The organism is Luteimonas viscosa, from assembly GCF_008244685.1.
Classification (GTDB): Bacteria; Pseudomonadota; Gammaproteobacteria; order Xanthomonadales; family Xanthomonadaceae; genus Luteimonas; species Luteimonas viscosa.
Genome location: NZ_VTFT01000001.1, coordinates 41999 through 55779, shown reverse-complemented (window position 1 = coordinate 55779; position 13781 = coordinate 41999). Strand labels below are relative to the sequence as shown.

Below are 13781 nucleotides of genomic sequence, written 5' to 3'. Positions count from 1 at the left end.
ACGTCCACGCCCGAGCGCCCGGCAACATTTGAGCACTTTGCCAGAGCGTCCGGTGGTGAAGCACCTCGGTGAGGCCCGAGTGTGCACACGTGAGCACAGCGCCCACCGACGAAGGACCCCGAAGGGCTACTGATGCAGCTGACATAGCAGTCATCAAGCGCGGTACAGCGAGACCGAAAAGCGGCAATTTCACACTCCTCGCGAGCAGACAGCTCACGACGCGGCTCTGCGGCGCAATTGAGAAAGTGGCCAATGTCGCCGACATCGGGAGGCGGCGGAACCGAAACCGTTACCTCAGGTGGGGCAGGACTCTGTGGACTGCAACCGACTACGAACAGCAGACTCATCAAGAACAGCAAATGCTTCATGTGAGGCCTAACACCTGAGTTAAGCCGACCCGCGAAGCGGGTTCGGCTTGAACGAATTGTTAGGGCGCCGGCGACGGAACTGCCGGGCCCCGTTGCCGAAACTGTACCCCAAACCGCAGCCGCGGCAAGCTTGCCCCAAGCACTCTCGGGAAAGACATTGCTGCGCACAATGCCGCCAGCCAACGGCTTGCGCACACGACCGGACGGGAACGAAATTACTGCGCTTTGAAGCTGGAGCAGCAGGCTTGCCCGTGCCAGGTGCAGGAGCTGAAGCCAGCACAGCGATTGATGCTTGACCCGAGCGGCCTAACACCTGAGTTAAGCCGCGCCGCGAAGCGGCGTCGGCTTGGACGAATTGTTAGGCGCTTGCCGAGTAGCCCTGCGCCAGGATGCTTTCGAGCCGAGGGCGAGTGTACGCCTCGACAGGGTCAAGTTCAGGCGGGTCATCCCTCCGCTGCCACTCGCCAGCATCGAAGGCCAAGTAGATCTCGTTGCAGGGCTCCGGCAAGTAGCTGCTGCCCGCTTGGAAGGAGTAGGGCCACAGCCAGTTCATTGCTGTGTCCGCTGCATCGAAGGTGAGTTCACCAGCCATGAAACCCTTGGCGACAAGAACAGACAGCTCGTTGCAAAGGCGCTCAACCGACCAGCCGCGAGCAGCGCGCTCACGCTCAAGCGTCTCGGCCCTGAGGACGGGCGGGGTCTCTAGCAGCGAGAGCAGGGAAAGCTCCATCAAGCGCCTAACACCTGAATTAAGCCGACCCGCGAAGCGGGGTCGGCTTGAATGAATTGTTAGGCCGCACGCTAGTGCCCGACCCGCAGATGAGCAATTAGCGGGGTAATGCGATCCAACTCTGCTGGACCAGTTTTAGTGAAAGAAACAACCATGATGGACAAGCGTTCATCGCCGGTGGGCAAGAACGTTTGCCAAACTCTCGGCTTGTCCCAGCCGCCCGTAGGCGTCACGAACCAAACAAGCGCCCTGCCACGCGCAAAGGTGCTGCCGCCGTACCGGGAGCCGGGAGTAAACCTTGGTGGGTGATTGCCCACGTAAACGTCGAATAGCTTCTTGCCGCTGCTCAGATGCGTGGCGGTGCAAGTCCAGAAGTCTGGACCAGCGTCCCCGGTGATTTGAACGTTAGTAACGCCTGGAAGAATCGGGCAAGCTGGCGTAGGGCCCGACGGCGGATCGGGGATGCGATGCTGAGCAAGCGCGGCGGCGCTGCAAAGAAAAAAGAAGATGGCGACGATGTGTCTCATGCGGCCTAACGCCTGAGTTAAGCCGACCCGCGAAGCGGGTTCAGCTTGAATGAATTGTTAGAGCCCAAGCCCATGAGGTACACAGGCGAACGTAACGCTTCAGCGTACTGGGAAGCCGACTGAAACGGCCAGAGATCGACATCGCCGAGCGATGACAGATGCTCTTGGTACTCACGTTTGGCTCGTCCGAACGTCACCGTGCTGCGGATTTGAAGCCAAGTAGAGTCCCACCATGAAGGAATCGGCCAGCTGTAACGCAAGCCAGACTTGAGAAAGAGAATGCAACGCGCAGCAAACAGCCTATCCTCTGGGCTTAGCTTGCGGTCTCCGTCAAGCCGGTACTCAGGCGTGTCCGAGTAAAGAGGCCAAAAGCCCATGTACGAGATCTCTTTTACGGCTGGATCGCTCGATTCTGGCTCGCGATTCTCAAACTGATAGTTCGTGATGCGGCCAGCCACAAGCACCCGAGCAGCTTGGGCAAGTGTTGAGCGTGCGCGATAGTCAATCATGGGCTCTAACACCTGAATTAAGCCGCGCCGCGAAGCGGCGTCGGCTTGAATGAATTGTTAGGTGTGCGGCTAGTCACCCTGGAACCAAACATATGTATGTGACTTGGACGCACCCTCAATTAGCGAAAGTACAGCCTGAAGATGGCTTTGCCAACGGGGATTGCCGATAGCCGGCAACAGGCTACGAATCTCCGATGCCAGTACGGGAATCTGGAGTTGGTTGAAGCAGGCATCCCCGGCTGGATATATGAACCGAACGCAAGCGCTGCCGGTTTGCCGAGATAGAAGGCCGCTCATCTGAGCAAGTGCCTCTGAGTCCTCAACGGTCGCAATGACCTCGCCGCACTCATCCTTCCAGTAGACGTTGATCCCCATCGCACACCTAACACCTGAGTTAAGCCGCGCCGCGAAGCGGCGTCGGCTTGAATGAATTGTTAGGCCTAGCCGCTATAGAACGACCAAGCCACAGACACAATCTTTCCGCTCTTGTGCAGTATCTCAAACGTTGACTCGCTCTCTCCAAGGAGGAAAACAATGCTGCCTGGTTGCTTGTGAGACGGCTGGCCGAGCTCAGAAATTGCGGATTCTAGCGAAGCTCCGACCTGAAGAAAGCTGGGGATGTCTGCTGTTGTGCCACGCACGTAAACGTAGAGGACGATTCCGTTGGGATCTGTAGCAAGCGGAGAGATCAAGACCCGAGACTCACCCGCGTTGCATGAGACTGTCTCGATCCGCTCGGTCGTTTCCGGATCGTATGGCGACGCCCGTGACGATTGCACCCTTTTCGTGGTCTCGTCAGTCGCGCAGAGGCTGCGAGAGAGAGACTGGCCAAGAGCATATATGTCTGTAGGAGCGACGGCAGGACCTGGGCTGGCGGCCGCCGCAAGAAGGAGCACTGCCAATGCGCTCATGTAGTCTCCAGCTAGGCCTAACGCTTGAGTTAAGCCGTGCCACGAAGTGGCATCGGCTTGAACGAATAGTTAGGGCGCCGGCGACAGAACTACCGGACCCCGTTGCCGGAACTGTACGCCAACCAGTAGCCGCATGGGGCTTGCCCCGGAGCAACTCGGCGTGACCTGCCCCCTGGAGCACCGCCAGCCGACGGCTTGCGCCAAGAACCAGCAGGAATGAAGCTGTTGCGCTGAGCGGGACTGCCGCAGGCCTTCCCCGGAGGCGACAGGCGCTGGTACCAACGCGGACAAGATGCTTGGCCCGAGCGCCCTAACTACTAATAGACCCCTCAGTGGGGCATAGCGCCGACTTTGCTTCGCGTGAGGTCTCCCGTCAATCCATTGCCCCTTGCACATCAGTTATTTGCGGTGGGCAGCGGCATCAGGCGGTTCCGCGCTATGCCCCACGCATGCGGAATATCCGGATATGCGGGCGCCCACGCGGGCATAACGCGGGGCAGGGCACGTCGCCGGGATCAGTCGCAAGTCACTGGGTGGCCACGCACCGGGGGCCCCGGGCAGGCCGGTCTGCCGGACTATCCGGCGCGATGCCGTTTCAACGCCCGCGGCCGGGCTGAGAACGAAAAAGCCCCGCCGGCAAGACGGGGCCATCAAGATCGCTGGTGCCGGAGGTGGGACTCGAACCCACACGCTTTTAAGGGCGGCGGATTTTGAGTCCGCTGCGTCTACCGATTCCGCCACTCCGGCGCGGGGGCGCAGTATAGCGGAACCGCCCGCCGGGCTTGGGCGTCAGAGGCCAAGTCCGCCGTGTCGGGCCATGCCGGCGGCGAGCACGAAGATCAGCGCGATCAGGGCGAATTCCACCTTGATGACCATGCGCACGCGCGACACCTCGGCGGCGTTCGGGCGCCAGTCGAGCTGGGCGCCGGCCGCCTTGCGCCAGCGCAGGAACGCCAGCGTGGGGTAGATCGACAGCAGCGCCGCCAGCACGAAGGCGCCGAACTTGCCGTGGAACCACGGGTTGTGCAGGTAGAAGTCGCTGCCCTTGACGCCCATGCCGATGCGCATCAGGCCGGCAAGCAGCAGCAGGCCGGCGGTGGCGCCGTAGCCGCGGTCGATGCCGACCAGGCGACGGATGGCGCGGGTATCGAGCGGGCGCGAGAGCAGGGCGGACTGCACGGCCAGCATCGCGATCAGGCCGAACAGCAGCAGGTGGTGGGCGGAGGCGAGGATGAAGTCGCGGAACATGGCGGTCTTTCGAGCGGCGAAGGCGAGCGAATCGTATCGCGTCGCGCGGGCTCAGGCAGCGTGGTCCACGGGCAGTTGCGCGTCGACGCGCCGGTACCATTCGCCATCCACAGGCTCGAACTTGCAGCAATGCTCGATCGGCGCCTGGTAGATGTGCACCGAGACCGCGACGCGGTCGGCGCTGGCGTTGGCGATGCTGTGGTACTCGTGCGGCGGGATCAGGCTGCCCGCGCTGCCGGTGCCCGCCTGCATGCCGCCGGCGGCGCGGAAACGGCAGCGCTCGCCCTCGGCGTCGAGCATTTCGTACTGCGTGATCTCGAGCTCGCCGTGCCACACGCCTTCGACGCACCACAGGCCGCAGTGGTCGTGCACCGGCGTGCCCTGGCCGGGCCCCCAGGTCATGGCAACCACGCTGTAGCCGTGGGTCGGGCTGCGGTAGATCTCACGCCGTGCGTAGTGGTCCTCGATCGGCTCGTGGACGCAGGCGGGCAGGTGCACGTCGGGGTCGCGGATGAGCGCGCACAGCGCGCCGCGCAACTGCGCGGTGACCGCGTGTTCGTCGCCGCTGCGCACCGCTTCATCGATCGCCTCGATGAAGCGCTCGCGGCCTTCGAAGGGGATGCCGGGCAGGGCGGCAGGGCTCATGGGATCATTCTAGACCGTAACGGATGAAACCGTTCAACGGGTGCGGGCGGCCGCGGCGGCCATGGTCCGTGGAGACGCGGAAACAGGCGGCGCGCTGCCAGCCGCCGCTCACAGCGCTTCCAGGAACCCGCCCACGGCCGGCCCGAAGCGGGCCATGTCCACCAGGAACGCATCGTGCCCCTGCGGCGACTCCAGGCCGACGAACCGCGACTGCGCGCCGCCGCGGGCAAGGCCTTCGGCGACCTCCTCCTGCTGCTCCACCGGGAACAGGATGTCGGTGCGCGCGCCGATGGCGAGCGCGCGCTCGACGCGGATCTGCGCCAGTGCCGCCAGCACGTCGTCGTCGGCGTACTCGGCCAGGTCGAACCAGTCCATCGAGCGGCTGAGGTAGAGGTAACTGTTGGGATCGAACCGGCGCACGAAGCGGCGGGCGTGGCCTTCCAGATAGCTCTCGACCTGGAACTCGAGCCCGAAGGGTTCCTCGTCGGGCCGGTCCGATTCCAGGCGTACCCGGCCGAAGCGCCCGTCCCATTCCAGCGCCGAGCGATAGGTGATCACGCCCAGCTTGCGCGCGATGCGCATGCCCGATTCGGGGTAGGTGGACTCGTCGTAGCGCCCTTCGTTCCAGTTCGGATCGAGCCGGATCGCTTCGCGCTGCAGCGAGCGCACCGCGATCGAGAACGGCAGCGCGCGGGCACTGCCGGAGATGTTGATATGGGCGCGGCTGATGCCCGGGTGGCGATGCAGCAGCGCCAGCGCGGTCATGCCGCCCATCGAGTTGCCGATCACGCAGGCCAGTCGCGCGATGCCCAGGCCGCGGACCACGTGGGCGGCGGCATCGGCGATGTCCTCGATCGACACGTCCGGGAAGCGCAGGCGGTAGAGCTCGCCGGTGGCGGGATCCACCGACGCCGGGCCGGTGGAGCCCTTGCAGCTGCCGAGCGAGTTCACGCAGACCACGAACCAGCGATCGGTATCGATCGGCTTGCCCGGGCCGAGCATCTCCTGCCACCACCCGGGCGTCGGGTCTTCCGCGCTGCTGGCGGCGTGCGCGTCCGGGGACAGGCCGGTGACGATCAGGATCGCGTTGTCGCGCGCCTCGTCGAGCCTGCCCCAGGTCTCGTAGGCGACGCGCGCGTCCTGCAGCGCGCCGCCGCGCTTCATCGGAAAAGGCGAGGGCAGAGCGGCCCAGCGCGTGCCGGGCGGGATGAATTCGGTCATGCGGGGATTCTAAAGGGTGGGGCGCGGGGACGCGGGTGGGCGGTCGATGGCGTTGGGGCGGATCCGCGTCGTGCGTGTCTTGCCCACGGCCGTGCTGGGAGCGCTTTGCGCGCGCTTCGCTTGCCGGTGTGATGGGGCCTTCGGGAGGTGGAGATTGCAGGCGGCTCGCCCCGGATGCGCTTCGCTTATCCGGGCTACGGGCACTTCGGGGCCTGTCAGGGCGTGGGGGCGCCGAGCACCAGGTCGATGGGCGCGGACGCCGGCAGCGTCACGCGCACCGGCGCGGATTCGATGTCGCCCTCGCCGCGGCTGGCGCTGCCGCTGGCGGAGAGGCGGGCGATCACTTCCACTTCGCGCTGCGCCGAAAGCCTGGCCGTCGGCATCGGGCCGTCGCCGTCGTCGAGCACGATGTCGAGCGGCAGGTCCTGCAGGGCATGGCGTTCCACCGCGACCGGCATCGGCGGGCCGCCTGCGGCGCGGGCGATCACGAAGACCACGGCATCCCCGCGCAGGCGGACGCGCGCGGCGAAACCGGGATCGAGCGACACGCGCACGCGCAGACCCGTCGCCGGCGCGTCCCCGGCCACGGGGGTCGCGGTGTCGCCTGCCTCTGCGCCGCTTTCCGCGCGGGGCGGCAGGCCCGCGGCCTGCCGCGCTTCGTCGATCTGGGTGCGCAGCGCGTTCGCGGTCGCCTCGTCGAGTGCGGGCAGCAGCGACTCCCACGTGGCGACGGCGGCGGCGTCCTCGCCACGCTGGCGCTGCACCACGCCGATGAACCACTGCGCCCGCTGGTTGCCCGGGTCGAGCGCCAGCGCCTTGCGCAGCATTGCGAGCGCCTCGTCGTCGAAGCGGTTGCCGGGCGCGGCCTGGGCGCGCGCCTGCGCGGCCTCGAGCAGCAGTTCGGGATCGTCGGGGATGTGTTCGAGCGCGGTCATGAAGGCGTCGCGCGCCCGGGTCCGGTTGCCGAGCGCCGCATGCGCGCGTGCCAGCAGGCGCCAGCCTTCCGGCTGCGCCGGGTCGCGCGCCAGTGCGGCTTCGAGCTCGACGATGGCTTCCTCCATCGACGGTGCGTCCTCCGCGGTGGAAGCCGCGATCGCGGTCGAAGGATCGAGCGCAGCGGGCGTGCCGACGATCCGGTACAGCGCGAACGCAAGCACCGGCACCACCACCACGATGGCGCCGAACAGGCGTGGCGATGCCTTGCGCAGCGGCAGCGCCACCAGCGCGGCCACCACGAATGCGGCGACCACCAGCACGACATGCAGCAGCGTACCGCTCACCATTCCTGCTCCTCGTCCGGCGGGATCGGCTGGCGTCCGCGCGCACGCACGATGCGCACGATCACCACGCCGCCGGCCAGCAGCAGCAGGCCCGGCGCCAGCCACAGCGCCCAGGTATGTCCGCCGAAGCGCGGGCGGTAGAGCACGAACTCGCCGTAGCGCGCGACCAGGAACTCGCGGATCTCGTCGTCGCTGCGTCCCTCGCGCATCAGGTCGAACACCTCGCGCCGCAGGTCGTGCGCGATCTGCGCGTTGGAATCGGCCAGCGACTGGTTCTGGCACATCACGCAGCGCAGTTCCGCCACCAGGTCGTGGAAGCGGCGCTCTTCGGCGTCGTCGCGGAACTCCAGCGGGGTCGCGTCGCGCACGGCCTGCGCCTGGGCCACGCTCCCGAATGCCGCCAGCATCGCCAGCAGGATCAACGCAGGCAGGGTCCGCGCCCACCGCGCCCCGGATCCCGGCACGCTCGCCGCGAACGCCGCCATGCCCCTCATTCCGGCACCCCGATCGCATCGAGCGCCGGCATCAGGCTGTTCTCGAGCGTCGCATCGTCCACCGGTCCCACATGCTTCCAGCGCACGATGCCCTGCGCGTCGACCAGGAACGTCTCCGGCGCGCCGTAGATGCCCCAGTCGATCGCGTTGCGGCCGTCGTAGTCCACCAGCACCAGCCAGTAGGGGTTGCCGAACTGCTCCAGCCAGCGCAGCGCGTCGGCGTGTTCGTCCTTCCAGTTGTAGCCGATCACGCGCACCCGCCGGGTCTCTGCGATGCGGGTGATCACCGGGTGCTCGACCCGGCAGCCGGGACACCAGCTGCCCCATACATTGAGCAGGTAGGGCTGGCCGAGCAGTTCGGCCGACGACACCAGGCGCCCAGGCTCGTGCAGCACCGGCAGCGAGAACTCCGGCGCCGGCTTGCCGATCAGCGGCGAGGGCAGGGCCTCGCGGTCGGCGCGGTCTGACACCAGCACCCCGTACAGCAGCAGCCCGACCAGCCCGAGGAACACGACCCCGATGACCACCGCGGCGAGATTGCGCGAAGCCGCCATCAGCCGGCGCCTCGTGGGGTCGGATCGCGAGCGTCGTCGCCCGGCAGTGGTCCCGCCGGTTCGCCGCGCGCGTCGTCGCGCGTGGTGCCGCGACCATTCCCCGACACGCGCCGGAAACGCCGGTCGGCGGCGGTGACGAATCCGCCCAGCGCCATCAGGAAGGCGCCGGCCCAGACCCAGCGCACGAACGGCTTGACCTGCATGCGCACCGCCCAGGCGCCGTCGCCGAGCGGCTCGCCGAGCGCGACGAACACGTCGGCGAACAGCCCGGCGTGGATGCCGGCATCGGTCATCACCTGGCCGCCGCTGGCGTAGGCGCGCTTCTCCGGATGCAGCAGTACCAGCGGCGCGTCGTTGTGGAAGGCCTGCACCAGGCCGCGGTCGGCCACGTAGTTCGGACCCTGCACGCGCTCGACGCCGTCGAACCGGAACGCGTAGCGGCCAATCACCGCGGTCTGCCCCGGCGTCATCGCGATCTCGCGCTGCACGCCCTGCGCTTCCACCAGCAACGCGCCGATCAGGAACACGGCGATGCCGCCGTGGGCCAGGGTCATGCCCAGCATCTCGGGCGTGAACGCGCGGCCGCTGGCGCGCAGGCGGCTCCAGACGAAGCGCAACGTGCCCAGTGCGATCCACGCCGCGGCGAACACGCCGGCCGCCGTCTTGAGCGCTCCCTGCGGCGCCAGGAACCAGGCCACGCCGCCCAGCGCGAGGGCCAGCGCCAGCCACGGCAGCAGCATCGCGACCGGCTTCGACGCCAGCTCCTGCTGCCAGCGCGTCAGCGGCCCGAACGGCACCAGCAGCACCAGTGGCGCCATCAGCAGCACGAAGAGGGTGCCGAAGTAGGGCGGCCCCACCGAGACCTTGCCCAGGTCCAGCGCGTCGGCCAGCAGCGGATACAGCGTGCCCAGCAGCACCATCGCGCAGGCCGCGGCCAGCAGCAGGTTGTTGAGCAGCAGCAGGGTCTCGCGCGAGGCCGGCGCGAACGGGCGCCCTTCAGGCAGCCGCGGCGCGCGCAGCACGTACAGCACCAGCGCGCCGCCGATCACCGCAGCCAGGAAGGCCAGGATGAACAGGCCGCGCGAAGGATCGGCGGCGAACGAATGCACGCTGGTCAGTACGCCCGAGCGCACCAGGAACGCGCCCAGCAGCGACAACGAGAACGTCGCGATCGCCAGCAGCAGGGTCCAGCCGGCGAAGCTGCCGCGCTTCTCGGTCACCGCCTGCGAATGGATCAGCGCGGCGCCCGCCAGCCACGGCATGAAGCTGGCGTTCTCCACCGGATCCCAGAACCACCAGCCGCCCCAGCCCAGCTCGTAGTACGCCCACCATGAGCCGAGCGCGATGCCGATGGTCAAAAAGCCCCAGGCCACGTTGGTCCACGGCCGCGTCCAGCGCAGCCAGCGCGCATCGACGTTGCCGTCGAGCAGGGCCGCGATCGCGAACGCGAACGGCACCACGAAGCCGATGTAGCCCACGTAGAGGATCGGCGGGTGGATGATCATCCCCGGGTCCTGCAGCAGGGGGTTGAGGTCGTGCCCTTCCGGCGCCGCCGGCAGCAGGCGTTCGAACGGATTGGAGGTGAAGATCATGAACGACAGGAAGCCGATGGCCACCAGCCCGATCACTCCCAGCACGCGCGCCACCACCACCTCCGGCAACTGCCGCGACCACAGCGCCACGGCCGCGTTCCACACGCCGAGCATCAGCACCCACAGCAGCAGCGAGCCCTCGTGCGACCCCCACACCGCGGTGTAGCGGTACACCATCGGCAGCAGCGAGTTGGAGTTGTCGGCGACGTACTTCACCGAGAAGTCCTGCTGCACGAACGCGGCGGTCAGCGCGACGTAGGCGAACAGCAGCAGCGCGAGTTGCGCGTAGGCGGAAGGACGCGCCACCGCCATCCACGCCGGACGGCCACCGGCAGCGCCGGCCAGCGGCAGCACCGACTGCAGCAGCGCCGCGAGCAGCGCCAGCAGCAGCGCGACCTGTCCGAGTTCGGGCAGCACTAGCGCTGCGCCCCGGCGATCGTCCCGCGCGCCGCGGATGTCGTGTCGAAGCCCCGCTCCGTCATTTCGAACGCAAAGTCTGTCATTTCGAACGCAGTGAGAAATCCTGCCGCCGAAGGAGCAGATCTCTCACTGCGTTCGAGATGACAGGCGCTATCGAGATGAGAGGCCGTGTGCATCGACGCCGGATTGAACCCGCAGTGCGCCATCAGTACCCCGCCTCCGCTTTCGGCGCCACGTCGACGTCGTGCTTGCTGTGGGCCAGGCCCATCTTGTCGGCGACTTCCTTGGGCACGTAGGTCTCGTCGTGCTTGGCGAGCACGTCTTCGGCGACGAAGCGGCCATCGCGCATGCGCCCGGTGGCGACCACCGCCTGGCCCTCGCGGAACAGGTCGGGCAGGATCTTGTCGTACTCCACCTCGAGCTGCGCGTCGCCATCGGTGACGCGGAAGTGCGAGACCAGCGAGCCCTGCTCGCGGCGGAAGGAATCCTTCTCGACCATGCCGCCGAGCCGGAAGCGCGCCTCGCCCGAACTCACCGCCGCGCCCGCGGCGCCGGACAGGATCTCGTTCGGGGTGTAGAGGTAGGCGATGTTGCGCTGGAGCGCGAACGCCACCAGCGTGGCCGCCAGCGCGGCAGCTGCGAGCAGCGCGAGCACGAACCACAGGCGGCGGCGGCGGGTGGGGTTCATCGCTTCAGCTCCGGGGCCACGGTGGCGGATTCGCGCGCGGCCTCGCGCCTGGCGAGCAGCCGCGCCGCACGCATGATCTGGGCGATGCGGATGCGCGGGGCCATGAAATCCCACAGCAGCACGGTGGCGAACACGGCGTAGGCGGCGATCACGTAGCTGGCGTAGCTCACGGCGTCGCCCCGGCCAGGCGTCGCACCCAGTCCTTGCCGGCTTCGCGCTGCAGGTTGTCGGCCCGCGCCCGTGCCAGCAGCGAGCCGATCGCCCACAGCTTGGTGCCCGCCACCATCCACAGCAGCGGCGGGAGCATGCTGGCGTCCATCGACGACTCGCCGAACACGCGGATCGTCTGGCCCTGGTGCAGCGAGTTCCACCACACCACCGAGTAGCGGATCACCGGCAGCATCACCACGCCCACGATCGCCAGCAGCGAGGCGGCGCGCGCGGCCGCGCGCCGGTCCTCGATCGCCGCGTACAGGCCGATCACGCCGAAGTACAGGAACAGCAGCACCAGTTGCGAGGTCAGGCGCGGGTCCCAGTCCCACCAGGTGCCCCACATCGGCTTGCCCCAGATGCTGCCGGTGGCCAGCGTGATCACGGTGAACGCGGCGCCGATCGGCGCGCAGGCCATGGCCAGGATCTCGCACAGCTTGATCCGCCAGACCAGCGCGATCGCGCCGTAGAACGCCATCAGCGCGAACATCGCCATGCTCATCCAGGCGCTGGGCACGTGGATGTAGAGGATCCGGAAGCTGTCGCCCTGCTGGTAGTCGGCCGGGACCACGAACAGCGCGCCGTACAGCCCCACGCCCATCGCCAGCAGCGCCGACGCGAAGGCCCACGGCGCCCAGCGCGCCGCGAAGCGGTCGAAATACGGCGGAGACCCGAGCTGGTGGAACCAGCGCACCACCGGGTTCATGTTGGACATCGGGCTGTCTGCTCGCTGGGAAAGGCCGCGGGAGCGGCCGGAGACCGGGGGCTGGCCGCCGGCCTCCATGGCTAAGTGTCTATTTTTTCAGACTCGACCGGTGCGGCCAAGCCTCGGGGGTGGACAGGATGCCCCAGGGAGCGGCCCGGGGCACGCGTCGGGTGTGGCTTCCGGTCGTCGGAATCGGAGGCGGGGACTTTGGTGGAGTCCCGGATGCGCTGCGCTTATCCGGGCTACGGGTCGGATCGTGTAGCCCGGATAAGCGCAGCGCATCCGGGTTCGCCGCCGCCACACCCCCTGCTGCAACCCGCTATTGCGACGCGATCCTGATGGCCGTCGCCGCCGTCACCGGCGCCAGCACCAGCGCCAGCAGCAGCCCGGCACCCAGCAGCAACAGGCCGCCCGACGGGTCGTGGCCCTGCGCCGCGGCAGCCACGCTGCCGGCGCCGAACACCAGCACCGGCACGTACAGCGGCAGCGCCAGCAGCGCCAGCAGCACGCCGGCGCGGCGCATGCCGACGGTCAGCGCCGAGACCACCGCGCCGATCAGGCTCAGCAACGGCGTGCCCAGCGCCAGCGCGCCCAGCAGCACCGGCCACAGCGGCCGCGGCAGGTACAGCAGTTCGGCCAGCAGCGGCACCGCCAGCAGCAACGGCACCGCGGTGGTCAGCCAGTGCATCAGCGTGCGCACCAGCACCAGCCAGGCCAGCGGCACCGGCGCCAGCCGCCACTGTTCCAGCGAACCGTCCTCGGCGTCGCCCCGGAACAGCGTATCCAGCGCCAGCAGCCCCGACAGCAGCACCGCCACCCACAGCACGCCGGGCGCCGCCCGCGACAGCAGTTCGCGTTCGCTGCCCATCGCCAGCGCGAACAGCACCACCACCAGCACCGCGAACAGGGCCGGCTGGAACGCGTCGCCGCGGCGACGCCAGAGCAGGCGCAGGTCGCGCGCCACCAGGGCGCGCGCGGAGGACCACAGGGTCGGCGCGGCAACCGACATCGTCATGCTCCCGGCGCCGGGGCACCGGCCGTCCCGAGCCGAAGCAGCCGCGTGCGCACCGGCGGCGCGGCATAGGCGCCGTGGGTGGTGACCAGGGCGCCGCCGCCGTCGTCCAGGTGCGCGCGGACCATGCGGTTGACCAGTTCGATCCCGGGCAGGTCGAGGTTGGCATAGGGCTCGTCGAGCAGCCACAGCGGCGCCGGCGACAGCCACAGCCGCGCCAGCGACAGCCGCTTGCGCTGCCCGGCCGAAAGGCTGCGCGCCGGCGCATCCTCGAACCCGGCCAGGCCGACGATGGCCAGCGCCTGCTCGATGCCGATCGACGCGCGCCTGCCGAGCAGCCCGCACAACCAGGCGAGGTTCTCGATGGCGCTGAGGTCGGCCTTCAGTCCCGGCAGATGGCCCAGGTAGCCGATGTGCCCGGCGCGTGCGGCGGGCCCTGCCGCCACGCCCGACACCAGCACCTGTCCGCGCTCGCCATCGAGCAGTCCGGCCAGCACCCGCAACAGGGTGGTCTTGCCGGCGCCGTTGTCGCCCTGGACCAGCAGGGCTTCGCCCGCCTCGACGCTGAAGTCGAGGGGGCCGAACACCGGCACGTCGTTGCGGGCGAAGCCGAGGCCGCGCACGGCGATCAGCGGCGCGGTGGCGGGAGGGGTGTCGGGCATCACG

At 68.2% G+C, this 13781-nt stretch carries 15 protein-coding genes and 1 tRNA gene; all 16 read right to left on the bottom strand.

All coding sequences use genetic code 11. From position 1 onward, the window contains the following. Positions 1-726: 726 nt before the first annotated feature. Positions 727-1098 carry a hypothetical protein gene (locus FZO89_RS00255; RefSeq protein ID WP_149101386.1) on the bottom strand — a complete coding sequence of 124 codons (372 nt, stop codon included), beginning with the start codon at positions 1096-1098 and terminating at the stop codon, positions 727-729. 71 nt (positions 1099-1169) lie between these two features. Continuing rightward, a complete protein-coding gene (locus tag FZO89_RS00250) occupies positions 1170-1625 on the bottom strand; it encodes a hypothetical protein (RefSeq protein ID WP_149101385.1) in 456 nt (151 codons plus the stop codon). A 17-nt stretch (positions 1626-1642) separates the two neighbouring features. Further along, positions 1643-2134 (bottom strand): hypothetical protein, encoded by a 492-nt coding sequence (locus FZO89_RS00245; protein WP_149101384.1) that lies wholly within the window; start codon positions 2132-2134, stop codon positions 1643-1645. Positions 2135-3705: 1571 nt separating this feature from the next. Beyond that, positions 3706-3792 (bottom strand) — tRNA-Leu (locus tag FZO89_RS00240). Positions 3793-3834: 42 nt separating this feature from the next. Next, positions 3835-4293, bottom strand: coding sequence for a DUF2214 family protein (locus FZO89_RS00235; RefSeq protein WP_149101383.1), 459 nt, complete (start codon positions 4291-4293; stop codon positions 3835-3837). 51 nt (positions 4294-4344) lie between these two features. After that, positions 4345-4938, bottom strand: coding sequence for a cysteine dioxygenase family protein (locus FZO89_RS00230; RefSeq protein WP_149101382.1), 594 nt, complete (start codon positions 4936-4938; stop codon positions 4345-4347). 108 nt (positions 4939-5046) lie between these two features. Beyond that, on the bottom strand, positions 5047-6159 hold the full coding sequence (gene metX / locus FZO89_RS00225; RefSeq protein WP_149101381.1) for a homoserine O-acetyltransferase MetX: 1113 nt from the start codon (positions 6157-6159) through the stop codon (positions 5047-5049). Positions 6160-6374: 215 nt separating this feature from the next. Then, a complete protein-coding gene (locus FZO89_RS00220; protein WP_149101380.1) occupies positions 6375-7442 on the bottom strand; it encodes a tetratricopeptide repeat protein in 1068 nt (355 codons plus the stop codon). After that, on the bottom strand, positions 7436-7846 hold the full coding sequence (locus FZO89_RS00215) for a cytochrome c-type biogenesis protein (RefSeq protein ID WP_149103957.1): 411 nt from the start codon (positions 7844-7846) through the stop codon (positions 7436-7438). Before FZO89_RS00215 ends, FZO89_RS00220 begins: the two co-directional genes overlap by 7 nt. Positions 7847-7929: 83 nt before the next feature. After that, entirely contained in the window at positions 7930-8487 is a 558-nt protein-coding gene (locus FZO89_RS00210) for a DsbE family thiol:disulfide interchange protein (protein WP_149101379.1), read from the bottom strand. Next, entirely contained in the window at positions 8487-10496 is a 2010-nt protein-coding gene (locus tag FZO89_RS00205; RefSeq protein ID WP_149101378.1) for a heme lyase CcmF/NrfE family subunit, read from the bottom strand. Before FZO89_RS00205 ends, FZO89_RS00210 begins: the two co-directional genes overlap by 1 nt. Positions 10497-10704: 208 nt before the next feature. Next, the gene (gene ccmE / locus FZO89_RS00200) at positions 10705-11187 is read right to left on the bottom strand and encodes a cytochrome c maturation protein CcmE (RefSeq protein ID WP_149101377.1); all 483 of its coding nucleotides are present in this window, start codon (positions 11185-11187) and stop codon (positions 10705-10707) included. After that, complete coding sequence (gene ccmD / locus FZO89_RS00195) at positions 11184-11357, bottom strand: heme exporter protein CcmD (protein WP_149101376.1); 174 nt, start codon at positions 11355-11357, stop codon at positions 11184-11186. The genes ccmE and ccmD overlap by 4 nt, the downstream gene beginning before the upstream one ends. Beyond that, complete coding sequence (gene ccmC, locus FZO89_RS00190) at positions 11354-12103, bottom strand: heme ABC transporter permease CcmC (protein WP_149103956.1); 750 nt, start codon at positions 12101-12103, stop codon at positions 11354-11356. The genes ccmD and ccmC overlap by 4 nt, the downstream gene beginning before the upstream one ends. Positions 12104-12422: 319 nt before the next feature. Continuing rightward, positions 12423-13118 carry a heme exporter protein CcmB gene (ccmB, locus tag FZO89_RS00185; protein WP_149101375.1) on the bottom strand — a complete coding sequence of 232 codons (696 nt, stop codon included), beginning with the start codon at positions 13116-13118 and terminating at the stop codon, positions 12423-12425. Further along, positions 13115-13777 carry a heme ABC exporter ATP-binding protein CcmA gene (ccmA, locus tag FZO89_RS00180; RefSeq protein WP_149101374.1) on the bottom strand — a complete coding sequence of 221 codons (663 nt, stop codon included), beginning with the start codon at positions 13775-13777 and terminating at the stop codon, positions 13115-13117. Before ccmA ends, ccmB begins: the two co-directional genes overlap by 4 nt. Between the last annotated feature and the right edge of the window lie 4 nt (positions 13778-13781).

Coding starts and splice junctions, on each gene's coding strand:
- ccmA (WP_149101374.1), bottom strand. CDS start 13,777: ATGCCCGACACCCCTCCCGCCACCGCGCCGCTGATCGCCGTGCGCGGC.
- FZO89_RS00230 (WP_149101382.1), bottom strand. CDS start 4,938: ATGAGCCCTGCCGCCCTGCCCGGCATCCCCTTCGAAGGCCGCGAGCGC.
- FZO89_RS00220 (WP_149101380.1), bottom strand. CDS start 7,442: ATGGTGAGCGGTACGCTGCTGCATGTCGTGCTGGTGGTCGCCGCATTC.
- FZO89_RS00215 (WP_149103957.1), bottom strand. CDS start 7,846: ATGCTGGCGGCATTCGGGAGCGTGGCCCAGGCGCAGGCCGTGCGCGAC.
- ccmC (WP_149103956.1), bottom strand. CDS start 12,103: ATGAACCCGGTGGTGCGCTGGTTCCACCAGCTCGGGTCTCCGCCGTAT.
- ccmE (WP_149101377.1), bottom strand. CDS start 11,187: ATGAACCCCACCCGCCGCCGCCGCCTGTGGTTCGTGCTCGCGCTGCTC.
- FZO89_RS00235 (WP_149101383.1), bottom strand. CDS start 4,293: ATGTTCCGCGACTTCATCCTCGCCTCCGCCCACCACCTGCTGCTGTTC.
- FZO89_RS00210 (WP_149101379.1), bottom strand. CDS start 8,487: ATGGCGGCTTCGCGCAATCTCGCCGCGGTGGTCATCGGGGTCGTGTTC.
- FZO89_RS00250 (WP_149101385.1), bottom strand. CDS start 1,625: ATGAGACACATCGTCGCCATCTTCTTTTTTCTTTGCAGCGCCGCCGCG.
- metX (WP_149101381.1), bottom strand. CDS start 6,159: ATGACCGAATTCATCCCGCCCGGCACGCGCTGGGCCGCTCTGCCCTCG.
- FZO89_RS00245 (WP_149101384.1), bottom strand. CDS start 2,134: ATGATTGACTATCGCGCACGCTCAACACTTGCCCAAGCTGCTCGGGTG.
- ccmB (WP_149101375.1), bottom strand. CDS start 13,118: ATGACGATGTCGGTTGCCGCGCCGACCCTGTGGTCCTCCGCGCGCGCC.
- FZO89_RS00255 (WP_149101386.1), bottom strand. CDS start 1,098: ATGGAGCTTTCCCTGCTCTCGCTGCTAGAGACCCCGCCCGTCCTCAGG.